The sequence below is a fragment of the Candidatus Eisenbacteria bacterium genome (assembly GCA_035577985.1).
Lineage (GTDB): Bacteria > Desulfobacterota > Binatia > DP-6 > DP-6 > DATJZY01.
The window spans coordinates 1-14,803 of record DATJZY010000106.1; the positions used below are offsets into that span (position 1 = coordinate 1).

At 71.2% G+C, this 14,803-nt stretch carries 11 protein-coding genes; 5 read left to right on the plus strand and 6 right to left on the minus strand.

The features are described from left to right. Both VMS22_14845 and VMS22_14850 read right to left on the minus strand, forming a co-directional pair. A partial coding sequence (locus VMS22_14845) for a hypothetical protein (protein ID HXJ35308.1) occupies positions 1-463 on the minus strand: 463 nt, incomplete at its 3' end. 51 nt (positions 464-514) lie between these two features. After that, the gene (locus tag VMS22_14850; protein ID HXJ35309.1) at positions 515-2,203 is read right to left on the minus strand and encodes a dockerin type I repeat-containing protein; all 1,689 of its coding nucleotides are present in this window, start codon (positions 2,201-2,203) and stop codon (positions 515-517) included. 133 nt (positions 2,204-2,336) lie between these two features. Here VMS22_14850 and VMS22_14855 point away from each other — a divergent pair, with 133 nt between their 5' ends. Continuing rightward, complete coding sequence (locus VMS22_14855) at positions 2,337-3,089, plus strand: Sir2 family NAD-dependent protein deacetylase (GenBank protein HXJ35310.1); 753 nt, start codon at positions 2,337-2,339, stop codon at positions 3,087-3,089. A 69-nt stretch (positions 3,090-3,158) separates the two neighbouring features. After that, positions 3,159-4,391: a hypothetical protein gene (locus VMS22_14860; protein HXJ35311.1), complete on the plus strand. Its 1,233-nt coding sequence runs from the start codon at positions 3,159-3,161 to the stop codon at positions 4,389-4,391. Here VMS22_14860 and VMS22_14865 read toward each other — a convergent pair. The 4 genes from VMS22_14865 to VMS22_14880 are packed head-to-tail and all read right to left on the minus strand — an operon-like array spanning position 4,388 to position 10,039. Then, the gene (locus tag VMS22_14865; protein ID HXJ35312.1) at positions 4,388-5,608 is read right to left on the minus strand and encodes an FAD-dependent oxidoreductase; all 1,221 of its coding nucleotides are present in this window, start codon (positions 5,606-5,608) and stop codon (positions 4,388-4,390) included. The genes VMS22_14860 and VMS22_14865 overlap by 4 nt on opposite strands. Beyond that, entirely contained in the window at positions 5,605-7,041 is a 1,437-nt protein-coding gene (locus VMS22_14870; GenBank protein HXJ35313.1) for an NAD(P)/FAD-dependent oxidoreductase, read from the minus strand. Before VMS22_14870 ends, VMS22_14865 begins: the two co-directional genes overlap by 4 nt. Further along, on the minus strand, positions 6,999-8,429 hold the full coding sequence (locus tag VMS22_14875; GenBank protein ID HXJ35314.1) for an FGGY family carbohydrate kinase: 1,431 nt from the start codon (positions 8,427-8,429) through the stop codon (positions 6,999-7,001). Before VMS22_14875 ends, VMS22_14870 begins: the two co-directional genes overlap by 43 nt. Continuing rightward, positions 8,426-10,039 carry a glycine--tRNA ligase gene (locus VMS22_14880; protein ID HXJ35315.1) on the minus strand — a complete coding sequence of 538 codons (1,614 nt, stop codon included), beginning with the start codon at positions 10,037-10,039 and terminating at the stop codon, positions 8,426-8,428. The genes VMS22_14875 and VMS22_14880 overlap by 4 nt, the downstream gene beginning before the upstream one ends. Positions 10,040-10,138: 99 nt before the next feature. Between VMS22_14880 and VMS22_14885 the strand changes: the two genes are divergently transcribed. The 3 genes from VMS22_14885 to VMS22_14895 are packed head-to-tail and all read left to right on the plus strand — an operon-like array spanning position 10,139 to position 14,799. Next, positions 10,139-11,143 (plus strand): LLM class flavin-dependent oxidoreductase, encoded by a 1,005-nt coding sequence (locus tag VMS22_14885; GenBank protein HXJ35316.1) that lies wholly within the window; start codon positions 10,139-10,141, stop codon positions 11,141-11,143. Positions 11,144-11,187: 44 nt separating this feature from the next. Beyond that, a complete protein-coding gene (gene alaS / locus VMS22_14890) occupies positions 11,188-13,830 on the plus strand; it encodes an alanine--tRNA ligase (protein HXJ35317.1) in 2,643 nt (880 codons plus the stop codon). A gap of 3 nt (positions 13,831-13,833) precedes the next feature. Then, the gene (locus tag VMS22_14895; GenBank protein ID HXJ35318.1) at positions 13,834-14,799 is read left to right on the plus strand and encodes a PhoH family protein; all 966 of its coding nucleotides are present in this window, start codon (positions 13,834-13,836) and stop codon (positions 14,797-14,799) included. The last annotated feature ends 4 nt before the right edge of the window (positions 14,800-14,803 follow it).

Below are 14,803 nucleotides of genomic sequence, written 5' to 3' on the forward strand. Positions count from 1 at the left end.
GCAGCCAGTAGCGCTGCTGGTTGTGCGAGCCCGTCACCATCACCACCTCGCGACGATCGCCAGCCTCGCCGACGTCCACCCAGAAACCGTCGCCCGTCTGCCCGAGGCGATAGCTCTGCCCGTGCGTGGCGAGACGCACGCCGTCGAACGGCGCGACGATGGTCTCGGGCGACGCGGCCTGCGTCATCGTCCGGTGGTAGGTCCGGTGCCACGTGGCGTACTGCTCGGGGTGGCACGCGCGACACGCGTCCGAGGAGACGTAGCCCTTCTCGCCGATCGGACGCGGGAGACGATCGGCGCGCACCGCCGCCGTGTCCTCGCGGGCGCGCTCGCGACCCCGGAGCGCGACGGCCGAGAGCGCCGTGATCGCGATCACGACCGACGCCAGGATCACCCGTCGCGTTCCTCGCAGCAGCGGCAGGCAGGCGAGCCCCGCCGCCGCCAACACGATCCAGACCTCCATCGGTGGCGTGGGACTACCTACACGGCTTGTGTGACGAGATTGTGACGTCGCTCAGTGCGCGGCGAAGCTGATCCAGTCGCCCGGCGTGTCGAGCCAGTTCCCGGCGTCGCCAGGCCCGGTCACGCCCGGGCGGAACGCCCCGAGATATCGCACATCGTCCACGTGTCCCGGTGCGACCGCGCCGCAGCCGGTGGTCGCATCGCCGTCCGCGGGTCCGCCTGCCTGCGGGACGTACTGCGTGGTGCGGGGGTTCGCGTATGGATACGGTGCGCGCAGGACCCCGGGGTCGGGCCCGACGTCGGTCACGTTCGCCGGCAGCACGTGATTCGCCGCCGCCAGCATCGCGAGCCATTCGGCGGGGGTGCATGGAGTCGTCCACGTGCCGCTCATCTGGAGCACGTTGCCGTTGTCGAAGAGGATCGTGTTGCGCAGCGACAGCAGCGGCGGGGTCGTCTGCAGCGTCGTGTCGTCGGCGCACGCATGGACGGCGGTCGCGGCGTCGGCTACGCGAACCCCCGTCTCCGTGAAGTCCGTCATGATTGCGTTGCTGATCGTGCCGGCGGTCCCGCGGCGGAGCAGGGCGCCGCGCCGCCCGTTCTGACCCGCGACCCCGCCCTGCGATTTCGTGCCGACCACCGTCACGTTGCAGAAGCGCGGGTCGGAGCGGGGCAAGAGGTCGAACCCGTTCTCGTTGTTGTCGGCCTCGAGCCCGTTCGACGAGCCCGAGAAGCCCGGGCCGGTGACGTCCTGGATGCCGAGCGCATACTGCACCGCGCCGGTGTAGGCGAGCTGCCAATCGAACATGTCGTCGCCGCAGCCCGACGCGACCAGGTGGTTCGCGTCCACCGTCCCGCCGAACCATTCGAAGCAGTCCTCGAACGCGACGTTCGTCTGCACATGGTGGAGGATGGTGCCGCGGCCGACGGCATTCAGCATGAAGGCGTCGAGCACGTTGTCCGGTGCCACCTCGACGCCCGCGTACTCGATGCGCACGTAGGTGACAATTCCGCTCGAGTCGCCCGGCAGGGTTCCGCCGAAGTGGACACCCGTCAGCCCCTCGGCGAAGCAGAGACCGCCCGGGCCCGGGCAGTTCGTCGGCGCGCGACCGTTGAGGACGATTCCTCCCCAGTCGCCGACGTTCCGGCTGCCCACGGGTTGGTCGCTCGTGAGCACGATGGGCGCCGCGGGCGTCCCGGCGGCGTTCAGCTTGGCGTCCTGCAGGAACACGAGGACGGTCGGCGTGAGGTTGGTAGACTGCTTGCGGCCCTTCACGATCGCGCCCGGCTCGATCGTGAGTACGACACCGGCCGGAACCAAGACCAAGCCGTCGATGAACGTGTCGCAGCCGGCCGGTAGCGTGAGATTCGCCGACGGTACCTTGCAGAGCGGATCGGTCGGCGAGCATGCGCTGCGAAGGCTCGTGCCGCACGCGACGACGGGACCGCGGCCGGTGCACTCGAAGAGCACCGCATTTCCTGCCACGACGTTCAGGAGCAGGACGAGATCGGCGACGTCGACCGTGGCGTCGCGGTTGAGGTCGAGGCAGTCCGCAGGTCCGGCCCCGCCACAGAAGCCGTCGCCCGATACGAGCCCCGCGACGTACTGGAGGAGCTGCGACGCATCGCCGACGTCGACTGCCCCGTTCGCGTTGCTGTCCCCGCAGAGCGTGGCCCACCCGTCCGCCGCGAACGTGACGGCGGCGGCGAGCGCGACGGCGGCGAGCACACGGTGGGCGGTCACACCACCTAACCTCCCACGCGGCCATCCCACTCGAAGGGTCCCGCCGCCAGCCGCGAATGGTGAAGGGACGATGACGTTTCGACGGGCGACGACGCTTGTGCGGCGGGTCTCCTGACGGCATGGGGTGTCCACCGTGACCCCCGTCGCCCGTCTCGCCGCCGCGTGGCGCGAATGCCGCTCCGTCGTCGTGCTCACCGGCGCGGGCCTCTCGACGGCATCCGGCATTCCCGACTTCCGCTCGCCGGGTGGACGGTGGTCCCGGTACCGGCCGGTGACGATCCAGGAGTTCCTCGCGTCCGAAGCCGACCGCGAGCGCTACTGGCGGTACAAGGGCGAGACGTGGGAGGTCGTGAGCGCCGCGCAGCCGAATCCTGCGCACACCGCACTCGCCGATCTCGGCCGCGCCCGGCGGATCGATCTCCTCGTCACGCAGAACGTCGACGGGCTCCACGAGCGGAGCGGATTTCCGGCCGATCGGCTCGTCAACGTCCACGGCACCGACTCGGTCGTCGAATGCCTGTCGTGCCGGCGGCGCGCCGAGCGCGCGGTCGCACAGCGGCTCTGGGAGGCGGGCACCGCGGTTCCGCGATGCGAGTGCGGCGGAGCGTGGAAGCCCGCCACGATCTCGTTCGGCCAGGCGCTCGTCGCCGAAGACCTGGATCGCGCCATGCGCGCGGCGGCGGCGTGCGACCTCCTGGTCGCCGCCGGGAGCTCGCTCGTGGTCGGGCCCGTGAACCAGATGCTCCCCATCGCCCGGGGGTCGGGAGCGCGCACGGCGATCCTCACGGCGTCGGAAACGCCGTACGACGACGTGGCCGACTGGAAGCTCGAGGACCGCGTCGAGACCGTCCTCCCGGCCCTCCGCGACCGGGTCCTGGGCGGATAGCGGGCTCCGCATCCGCTCCTCTGGGTCGCGCGTAGAGCCCGCGGACACTTTCCACGGGAGGGATCTGCGATGCGACGGCTCACGACGGCTCTCATCTTCGGCGCGGCGATTCTATCGACCGGCGGGTACGCCCGTGCGGCGACCCCCGGCGCGGTCTGCCGGTCGGTCTGCGCCCCACGGATCGCCGAGCAGTGCGCGGGCCTCGCCAAGCGCGCTCTCAAGAGGTGCCGGAAGCCGCTCATCGGAGCCTGCAAGCAGACGACGCCCGCGATCGCGTGCGCGACCAGCGCCGAGCTGCTACGGGAGCTGGCCGATCGCCTCGTCGTCGTGCCGGACGAAGACGAAAAGACGTCGCGGGACATCACCCTCTGCGCCACCGGCGATTTCAAGTTGCGAGAGCTTCTGCCCGACGGCTCCCAAGCACCCGACGTCGCCGGGAAGTGGACCGTCCGCATCTTGGACGGACGTCTCGTGCTCGACCTCGACGGCGACGGATCGACGTCGGCGCAGCTGCCGGTCGAACGCGCCGAGAGCGGAGACCTCGTCGTCGATGGGCTACCGGCGTTCATCTCGGGTGATGGCGGCGCGTGCGCGCCGGTCGTCGCAGGCGAGGATCCCGCGCAGCGCCTCATCGAGATCGCGCGCAAGCTCGCCGACCGGACCATCTCGACCGTCGTCGTGGACGGCAGCCGGACGACGAAGCGCGAGCTGACGTTGTGCAGTGGCGGGACGTTCACCGAGACCGACGAGATCGACGACGCGGGCGTTCCCGACTCCTTCAGCGCGAGTGGCACCTGGACGCTGCGCGCCGACGGCCGCGACGTCACGATCGAGCTCGCCGACGCCAGCGGCTCGCCGCGGTCGGTCGGCGTCGGCACGAGCCGCGCCGGCGAGATCGCCCTCGATGACGTCGAGACGGTCGTACGCGACGGGCGCGGCGTGTGCGAGCCCGCTCCGGTGGCCCCGTCGCCCCCGAGCCTCGAGGAGCAGTTCACCGCCGCCCTGCGCGACACCGCGTTCGTCTTCACCGAGCCCTCGGGGCTCCCGAACCTTCCGACCCGCGTGAAGATCGGGCTCTGTGGTACCGGGCGGCAGGTGGTGCTCACCACCCAGGTCCGCAACGGATCGTGGGCCGTGCAGCTCGACGCGGCCGGCGCGCCCGTCCTCGAGCTCTCCGACGACGCGGGCACGGTGTTCCGGACGGCCGCGCTCAGCTTCGACGCCGGCGGGAACGTGCTGCTCGACGGACAGCATGCGCCGGTGGACGAGCCGAGCCTCGTCGAGCGCGCTTGTCAGAGCTAGGAGCGTGCTTCGATGCGGAAGATGAGCGCTTCTTCCGCTCGCAGAGCCGGCGACCCGCCGACCTCGGCACGGATCGATCGGTTCGGAACGAGGGCGGAATAGCGGCGCCGCCAGATCTCGCGCGTCCCCTGGGCCACGACCAGATCGACGTTGGCGCACGGCTCGTCCACCCGCAGTCGAAACACGTCCAAGGGCTCGCCGGGGTCGATCGCGCCGGGCGCCACCCACCGCACCGGCGGCACGCAGGTGACGTGCACCGGCGGCGCGGGCCACGATCCCGTGTGGAGGAACGTCGCGACACCGCGTGCGACGCCGCGGCCGCCGAGCGCCGCGACGTCCGCCGTCTCGGCGGCGTGGACGAGGTTCCCGCACGCGAAGACGCCGCGTGCCGACGTGCGTCCCGCCTGATCCACGCGCGGCGCGCGGCTCGCGCCATCCATCGCGAGAGCTCCCCGTCGCGCCAGCTCGTGGTCGGGAATCCAGTCGCCCGTGAAGACGACCGTGTCGCACGCGATCGCGAGCCGTGCCCCGGTCGCGACGTCCGCCAGGTCGACGCCGTCGACGCGATCGCGACCGCGGATCGCGGCCACGCGCGCGCCGGTGAGGATCGGAACGCCGCGGCGGCCGGCCGCGAACCAGGCGAGGGGCGCGTACGTCTGGTGCGCCGGGTACTCGGTCACCATGGCGACCGCTTCCGCGCCGGCCTGGGCGAGCGTCAGCACCGCCGAGAAGCTCACGTGCTCGGCGCCCACCACGACCGCACGCCGGCCCACGCGCTCGCGCTGCAGATGGACGATCTGCTGCAGCGCACCGGTGGTGAAGACGCCCGCCGGCCGGGTGCCCGGAACGAGACGAGCGCTCCGTGGCCGTTCACGGCAGCCCGTCGCGAGCACGATCGCGTCGGCTGAAATCGTCTCGACGCCGCGCGGGCTCGTCGTGCCGACCTCCATGGGCGCCGCCCAGTCGGTGACCGACGTCCGCGAGCGGATCTCCACGCCGGCGCGCTCGGCGAGAGCCGCGTAGCGCGCGGCGTAGCGCGGGCCGCCGAGCAGGCGATGGAGATCCAGCAGACCGAAGCCGAGGTGATCGCAATGCCGCGGGACGCCGCCGGGCTCGGCCTCGCGCTCGAGCACGACGACGCGGCCCGCGCCGAGCCGGCGAAGCTCGATCGCGGCCGCCAGCCCTGCCGGGCCCCCGCCGACGACGATCGTGGTCATGGCGTGCGCAGAAGCCTCGCCGGCGTCTCGCCCGTCGCGCCGGCGAGGAGCCGCGTCACCTCGGCCAGGCAGTAGAACCCCTGGCAGCGGCCGAACGCCGCGCGCGTGCGCCGTCGCAGGCCGTCGAGCGTGCGGGCGGGGATCGGCGCCCGCGCGGCGTCCAGGATCTCGCCGCGCGTCACCCGCTCGCAGTGGCACACGATGCAGCCGTAGTCGGGATGCGCGGCGACGCGCGCGGGCTCCTGGTACGGACGCGGGAACGCCTCGCCGATGTTGGGCATGCGGATCTCGCGGAACGCATCGCGCCGGCGAAGCACGAGGCCGGCGTCGCGCAGCCCCTGGGCCACGTGCTTTGCGATCGCCATCGACGCCGTGAGGCCGGTCGACCGGATGCCGCCGGCGCACGCGTAGCGCTGGTCCGCATGGAACGCGATCTGGTAGTCGGTGTGCTCGGTCGCGGCGCGCAGGCCCACGTACGTCGCCGTCACCTCCTCGCGCACGAGCTCCGGCAGGATGCGCCGGCCCTTCCCGAGGAGCGATGCGAGCCCCTCGGCCGTCGTCCCGGTGGCTGCGCGATCGGGCACGTCCTCGGCCGTCGGGCCCAGCACGACGTTGCCGAAGACGGTGGGCGCGACCAGCACGCCCTTGGTGGTCGCCGTCGGAACCGGGAGGATCGTGTGGCGGACGAGCGGCCGCGCGAGCTTGTCGAAGACGATCAGCTCTCCGCGCCGCGGCGTCACGGTGAAACGATCGTGACCGAAGAGGCGGTCGATCGTGTCGGCGTGGAGACCGGCGGCGTTCACGACCCAGCGCGCGACGACGGAGCCCGCCGACGTTTCGAGGACGTGGGCGCCGTCCGCTTGCGCCACGCGCTCGACCGCCGCGCCGAGTCGCAGCGCGACGCCGTTCGCGACCGCCTCGGTCGCCAGCGCCAGCGGCGTCGTGAACGGGCAGATGATGTGCTCGTCGGGGACGGCGAGGGCAGCGACGGCGCCCGCGCCCAGGTGCGGCTCGAGGCGGTACAGCTCGTCCCGCTCCACGCGGCGGGTCGCGGCGTACCCGTTCTCGGCCGCCTTCGCCGCGATGCCCGCGAGCGCGGCGTCCTGCTCGTCCGTCCACGCGACCAGGAGGGCGCCCACGCGCTCGATCGGGATGCCGAGGCGCGGGCCGTGCTCGAGCAGGAGCGCGTGCCCGCGGCGGACGAGACGGGCCTCGAGCGTGCCGGGCGTGGCGTCGAAGCCCGTGTGCAGGATCGCGGTATTCGCCTTGCTCGTGCCCGTGCCGACGTCGTCGGCCGCCTCGACCAGCACGCACGCGAGGTCGTACTGCCCGAGCTCGCGCGCGATCGCCGCTCCGACGACGCCGGCGCCGACGATGGCGACGTCGTAGGTCAGAGCCGGAGATCCATCGTCGCTTCGACCGCGCGACGCCAGGCGGCGAGCCGAGCCTCCGCGGCGTCGGCGGAGATGCGCGGCTCGTAGGTGGCCGCCGGCGTCCACGTGCCGACGGCGTCGGCGGGCGAGGAAGCGAGCCCCGCACCCAAGCACGCGAGCGCCGCGACGCCGAGCGCGGTCGCGTCGGGGGACGGGTAGACGTCGACGGGCATCTGCAGGAGGTCGGCCTGCGTCTGGAGGAGCGTACGCGATCGCGTGAGGCCGCCGTCGACGCGCAGGCGCGTGAGCGGACCGCCGAGGTCGTAGGCGACCGATCGCGCGAGCCACGCCACCTGCGCGGCGATGCCGTCCGTCATCGCGCGGACGAGGTGCGCGCGCGACGTCGCGAGCGAGAGCCCGACCAGCGCGCCGCGCGCCTGCGGCTTCCAGAACGGCGCGGCGAGGCCGGCGAGCGCCGGCACGAAGTGGACGTCGCGCGCATCGGGAACCGCGCCGCCGGCGGCGTCGAGATCCTCGGGCGTCGTGACGAGCCCCAGCTCCTGCAGCCACGCGACGGCGGCGCCCGCGGTGTAGGCCTGGCCGTCCAGGCAGTACGTCGTCGCCTCGCCGCGCCGCCAGGCGATGGAGGTCGCGAGACCCGACGCGGAGCGGCGCGGCTCGTTGCCGATGTTCGCGAGCAGGAACGCGCCCGTCCCGTAGGTGCACTTGGCGTCGCCGCTGGCGAGGCAGCCCTGGCCGAAGAGCGCCGCCTGCTGATCCACGATCGCGGCGGTGACGGGCAGGCCCGCGCCGAACGCCGTCGTGTCACCGAGCGGATTCGTGCAGCCGACGATCTCCGGCAGCGCCTCCGGGTCGATGTCGAACGCGTCACACGCCTCGGCCGACCAGCGGCCGGCGCCGAGATCGAGCAGCAGCGTGCGCGAGGCCGTCGCGGCGTCGGTCACGAACCGGCCCACCAGACGGTGGAGCAACCACGCGTCGGTCGTCGTGCAGGCGCCGTCGCGGGTCACGTGCTCGCGGAGCCATCGGATCTTGGGCGCGGCGAAGTAGGGATCGAGCGGCAGGCCCGTGATCTCGTGCAGCCGGTCCGCCTCGGCGGCGAGCGCATCGCAGACGCCGGCGGCGCGCCGGTCCTGCCACGAGATCGCCTGCGACAGTGGACGACCCGTGCCGCGATCCCACGCGAGCACGGTCTCGCCCTGGTTCGCGAGCCCGACGGCCACGACCCCCTCGCGCACGCTCGCGAGCGCCTGGCGGCCGGCGCCCACGACCGAGCTCCACAGCTCCTCCGGATCCTGCTCCACGCCGCCGTCGGGAAGCCAGCGTGGGTGTACGGCGCGCTCGCCGGTGCCGAGCACGCGGCCATCGGGGCCGACGACGAGCGCCTTGGTCGCCGACGTGCCCTGGTCGATGGCGAGTACGTTCAGCCGATGCGCTCCTTCAGGTACTCGACGACCTGGTCGCAGCCGATCCGCACCTGGTTGCCCGTGTCGCGGTCGCGCACGGTGACGGTCTGCTCGTCGACCGTCTGCCCGTCCACGGTGACGCAGAAGGGCGTACCTGCTTCGTCCATGCGCGCGTAGCGCTTGCCGATCGACTGCTTCGCGTCGTACTGCGCCGGGCCGACCTGCTTGCGGACGTCGGCGTAGATCTTCTCGGCGATCTCCGGCATGCCCTCCTTGTTGACGAGCGGGAAGACGCCGCACTTGGTCGGCGCGAGGCGCGGGTGGAAGCGCATCAGCTCGGGCGAGGGCCGGCTCTCGTCGACCGTGTAGGCCTCGCAGAGGACGGCGAGGAGCCCGCGCGTGAGGCCCGCGGCCGGCTCGATCACGTGCGGCAGGTAGCGCTCGTTCTTCTCCTGGTCGAAGTAGTCGAGGCTCACGCCCGAGACCTTGGCGTGCTGGCGGAGGTCGTAGTCGCTGCGATACGCGATGCCCTCGAGCTCGGTGAACCCCTTCTCGCCCGAGAACGGGAAGGCGTACTCGACGTCGCAGCACCCGCCGGACTCCTTCGCGTAGTGCGCGAGCTCGTCCTGCTCGTGGTCGCGCAGGCGGAGGTTCCTGCCGGCGAGGCCGAGGTTGCACCACCACGTGTAGCGCGTGTCGCGCCAGTACTGATACCACTTGGTCGCTTCGCTGGGGTGGACGAAGAACTCGAGCTCCATCTGCTCGAATTCGCGCGAGCGGAAGATGAAGTTGCGCGGCGTGACCTCGTTGCGGAACGAGCGACCCACCTGGCAGATGCCGAACGGGATCTTCACGCGCGTCGAGTCGAGCACGTTCTTGAAGTTGTAGAACATGCCCTGCGCCGTCTCGGGTCGGAGGTAGGCCTTGGTGTCGTCGTCGCGCACCGCGCCGACGTAGGTCTCGAACATGAGGTTGAACTGGCGCGGCTCGGTGAGATCGCCGCCGCACTCGGGGCAGGGGAGCTGCAGGGGCTTGCCCGCCTCGGTGCCGATCCAGGTGAGGAAGTCGGACAGACGCGGCTCCGGCGTCCTCGCCAGCTCGGCCTCGAGGCGCGGCTTCACGGCCGCCTGCGCGCGCACGAGCGCCAGCCCCTTGGCCTGCTTCTTGCCCTTGCTCTCGGCCCAGCGGATCAAATCCGGCAGGCGCGGGCGCAGGAAGTCCTGCGTTACGCCCGGGAACTCCGTGCGCAGCGCGCGCACCCACTCGCTCTCGAGGAGCCCCTCCCACACGTGGTCGGCGCGGAAGAGCTTCTTGCAGTGGCGGCAGGTCTGCATGGGATCGTTGAAGCCGCCGACGTGTCCCGACGCCTCCCAGACGCGCGGATGGCTGATGATCGAGCAGTCGAGGCCGACGATCTGCAGCTCCTCGCCGTCGGGACCGGGAGGCGGGTTGCGCACCATCGACTCCCACCACACGTCGCGCAGGTTGTTCTTCAGCTCGACGCCGAGCGGCCCGTAGTCCCAGAAGCCGTTGATGCCGCCGTAGATCTCGGAGGACTGGAAGATGAACCCGCGCCGCTTGCAGAGCGAGACGAGGCGCTCCATCAGCGCGGGGCCGGTCGGCGTAGCCATAGGGGCCTCATCTATCCTGAGGGGCCGGGGCTACGAAAGCGGTGCCCCGGACAGGATCGGCGGCTTGATTTCGGCCTGCCGCCCGCCGATTGTCGGACGATGGCGAACGCAATCGGCATCGTCCCCTTCTGGAAGAGCTACGATCGCAAGACCGTGCTGCGCACGGCCGAGCTCGCCGACGATCTCGGCTACCACTCGATCTGGATTCCCGAGGCGTGGGCCTACGAGCAGTTCCAGCTCCTCACGGAGATCGCCTGCCGGACCAAGCGGCTGCGGCTCGCCACCGGGATCGCGAACGTGTTCAGCCGCTCGCCGGGCCTCCTCGCCATGAGCATCGCGACGCTCGACGAGATCTCGGAGGGCCGGGCGATTCTTGGCCTCGGCACGAGCGGAAAGCTCGTGGTCGAGAACTTCCACGGCGTGCCGTACAGGAAGCCCCTGACGCGCCTCAAGGACACGATCCGCATCGTGCGCGCGCTCCTTGCGGGCCAGCGCCTCGAGCCCGAGCTGACGACGCTCTTCGAGGCGCGGCACTTCAAGCTCGAGATGACGCCGCGCCGCGCGGACGTGCCGATCTACGTCGCCTCGCTCCAGGAAAAGGCCATCCGCGAGGTCGTCGGTGGTGCGGCCGACGGCTGGGTGCCGACGTTCTGGCCCTACAAGCACCTCTCGGACGGGCGCGCCATGATGGACGAGGGCGCGCGCGCCGCCGGCCGGGATCCGTCGAGGATCGAGATCGCGCCCTTCATGGCGATCATCCCGTTCGACGACGCCGGCGTGGCGCGCTCGATGATCAAGCCGCTCGTGTCGTTCTACATCGGCGGGATGGGCGCGTACTATCACGCGCTCTTCTGCCGCTACGGCTGGGAGGCCAACGCGAACGAGGTGCGCGACCTCTACAACGCCGGCAAGCGCAAGGAGGCCGCCGCGGCCGTCGCCGACGACCTGATCGACGCGATCGCGATCTGCGGGCCCGCCGACCACTGCCGCGCGAAGCTGAAGGAATGGCGCGCGGCCGGCGTCGGCACGGCGCTCATGAACCTGCCGACGGGCGCCCCGTTCGAGCTCGCCGAGCAGCTCCTGCGAACGATGGCGCCCGGCTGAGCGTTGCGGTTGCCGCTCCGGAGGCCACCCGGTATCTAACCCCGGTGACCGGCGATCAGATCCGCCAGAGCTTCCTCGACTTCTTCCGTCTGCGCGGGCACACGATCGTCCCGAGCGCACCGCTCGTGCCGGCGAACGACCCGAGCCTCTTGTTCACGAACGCGGGCATGGTGCAGTTCAAGCACGTCTTCCTCGGCAGCGAGACGCGCCCGTACACTCGCGCGGCCGACACGCAGAAATGCCTGCGGATCAGCGGCAAGCACAACGACCTCGAACAGGTGGGCCGCGACACCTATCACCACACGCTCTTCGAGATGCTCGGCAACTGGTCGTTCGGCGACTACTACAAGCGCGAGGCGATCGGGTGGGCGTGGGAGCTGCTGACCAAGGTCTGGAAGCTCCCGAAGGACAAGCTCTTCGCCACCGTCTACACGACCGACGACGAGGCCGACGCGCTCTGGCGCGAGGTGACGGACATCGGTCACGATCGCATCAGCCGCTTCGAGAAGGAGAACTTCTGGGAAATGGCGGACACGGGGCCATGCGGCCCGTGCACCGAGATCCACATCGACCGCGGTCCCGACGCGTGCGACCACGAGGGCCAGCCGCACCGCTGCCAGGTGAACGGCGACTGCGCGCGCTACATCGAGATCTGGAACCTCGTCTTCATCCAGAACAACCGGGACGCGTCGGGTACGCTTTCCGAGCTGCCGGCGAAGCACGTCGACACCGGAATGGGCTTCGAGCGCATCGCGGCCGTCATCCAGAACGTCCCGAGCAACTACGACATCGACCTCTTCCAGACGATCATCCAGCGCACCGAGCGACTGGCGGCGAAGCGGTATCGTGCGAACGAGAAGGACGACGTGTCGCTGCGGGTCATCGCCGACCACTCGCGCGCGGTCACCTTCCTGGTCGGCGAGGGTATCGTGCCGTCGAACGAGGGGCGCGGCTACGTCCTGCGGCGCCTGCTGCGCCGTGCGGCGCGCCACGGCAAGCTCCTCGGCATGGAGCGGCCGTTCCTGTGGGAGGTCGTCGATGCAGTGGTCGACGCGATGGGCGGCGCCTTTCCGGAGATCGTCGAGGCGCGTGCGCGCGTGAAGGAAGTCGTGCGGACCGAGGAAGAGCGCTTCGCGCAGACGCTCGATCGCGGTCTGGCGCTCCTCTCCGACGAGATCGCGGCCACGCGGAAGCGCGGCGCGACGACGCTCTCGGGCGCCGTCGCCTTCAAGCTCTCCGACACGTTCGGCTTCCCGCTCGACCTCACCGAGGACATCCTCGCCGGTGAGGGCCTCGTGGTCGACAAGGACGGCTTCGAGCGCGCGATGGACGAGCAGCGCGAGCGGGCGCGCGGCGCGCAGAAGTTCGTCGACGCGGGCGGCGGACCGGAGCTCGCCGGGCTCGGCGAGCGCACGAGCCGTTTCGTCGGCGATCGCGTGACGGAGTCGGAGTCCGAGGTCCTGGCGCTCGTCGCCGACGGCGTCCAGACGCGCGGCCCGGTGCGCGAGGGAAGCCAGGTCGACGTCGTCACGGCGGAGACGCCCTTCTACGCCGAGTCCGGCGGCCAGGTGGGCGACCGGGGCTGGATCACCACCGCGTCCGGCGCCCGGATCGAGGTCCAGGACACGCACAAGATCGCCGGCGCCGTCGTCGCGCACCGAGGCGTCGTGCGGCAGGGCGCCATCGCCGTCGGCGATCGCGTGCGGCTCGCGATCGACGCCGCCCGGCGCGAGGCGGCGCGCCTCAATCACTCCGCGACCCACCTCGTGCACGGCGTGCTGCGGCGGCGCCTCGGCCCGCACGTCAAGCAGGCCGGCTCGCTCGTCGATCCGCAGAAGCTCCGCTTCGACTTCAACCACCACAAGCCCGTCTCGCCCGACGAGCTGCAGGCGATCGAGGACGAGGTGAACGCGGAGATCCGTGCCAACGTCGAGGTGACGCAGGAGGAGATGTCGTACGACGACGCGATCCGCGCCGGCGCGCTCGCGTTCTTCGGCGACAAGTACGGCGATCGCGTGCGCGTCGTGCGCATGGGCGAGTTCTCGACCGAGCTCTGCGGCGGGACGCACGTGCAGCGCACGGGCGACATCGGCGTCTTCAAGCTCGACGGCGAGAGCGGCGTCGCGGCCGGCGTGCGGCGCATCGAGGCGGCGACCGGGGCCGGCGCGCTGGGCGAGATCCGCCGGCATGAGGCGCTCCTCGGCGAGATCGCGCACCTCCTGCGCGCCGGCGAGCAGGACGCCAAGGCCAAGCTCGAGAAGCTCCTCGCGCAGAGCCGGGAGCTGGAAAAGCGCATCGCCGAGCTGCAGGGCAAGCTCGCCGGCGGCGCCAGCCGCGACGTCATGGCCGACGCCAAGCAGGTGAACGGCATCACCGTGCTCGCGACCAAGGTCGAGGGGCTCGACGACAAGGGGCTGCGCGACATGGCCGACAAGCTGCGCGATCGCATCAAGTCGGGCGTCGTCGTGCTCGGCGGCGCGCAGGGCGACAAGGTGATGCTGCTCGCAACCGTCACGAAGGATCTCGTCGGCACGTACCACGCCGGCAACATCATCAAGCGCCTGGCGCCCATGGTCGGCGGCGGTGGTGGTGGACGGCCCGACTTCGCGCAGGCCGGCGGCAAGGATCCCACCAAGCTCGACGCCGCGCTCGCCGCGGCCTACGAGCTGGTTGGAGCGGGGAGCTGATCGTTGGCCGAGCCGGCGACCCTTCCCCCGACGCTTCGCTTCGCGAACCCGACGCACTTCCGCGCGCTCCTCGGCCAGCACGACGAGCACGTGCGGCTCGTCGAGCGCGAGGTCGGCGTGCGCATCGACGTCGGCGACGGCACGCTCGCCGTCCACGGCGATCGGGTCGAGACCGAGCTCGCGACACGGGTGCTGGAGCAGCTCTACGGGCTCATCGAGCAGGGCTACCCGATCTACGCCTCCGACGTCGAGTACGCGATCCGCATCCTGTCGGGCGACCACACCGCGAACCTGCGCGACATCTTCCTCGACACGGTCTTCATCTCCGCCAGCCGCCACACGATCACGCCGAAGAGCATCGCGCAGAAGGCGTACATCGACGCGATCCGGAACTTCGACATCGTGTTCGGCATCGGACCCGCGGGCACGGGCAAGACCTACCTCGCCATGGCGATGGCCGTCGCGGAGCTGATGAAGAACAACTTCAACCGGATCGTGCTCTGCCGGCCCGCAGTCGAGGCCGGCGAGCGGCTCGGGTTCCTGCCCGGCGACCTCGCCGAGAAGGTGAACCCGTACCTCCGGCCGCTGTACGACGCGCTCAACGACATGGTCGACTTCGACCGGGCGCGGAAGCTGATCGAGCGCGGGACGATCGAGGTGGCGCCGCTCGCGTTCATGCGCGGCCGCACCCTCAACGACTCGTTCGTCATCCTCGACGAGGCGCAGAACACGACGACCGAGCAGATGAAGATGTTCCTCACCCGGCTCGGCTACGGCTCCAAGGCCATCATCACCGGCGACGTGACGCAGATCGACCTGCCGGCCGGGAAGCAATCGGGGCTGAAGGAAGCGCAGGCCCTCCTGCGCGGCATCCAGGGGATTCGCTTCGTCACCTTCACCGAGCGCGACGTCGTGCGCCATCCGCTGGTGCAGGAGATCATCGGCGCCTACGACCGCGCGGAGCGCTGAGGGG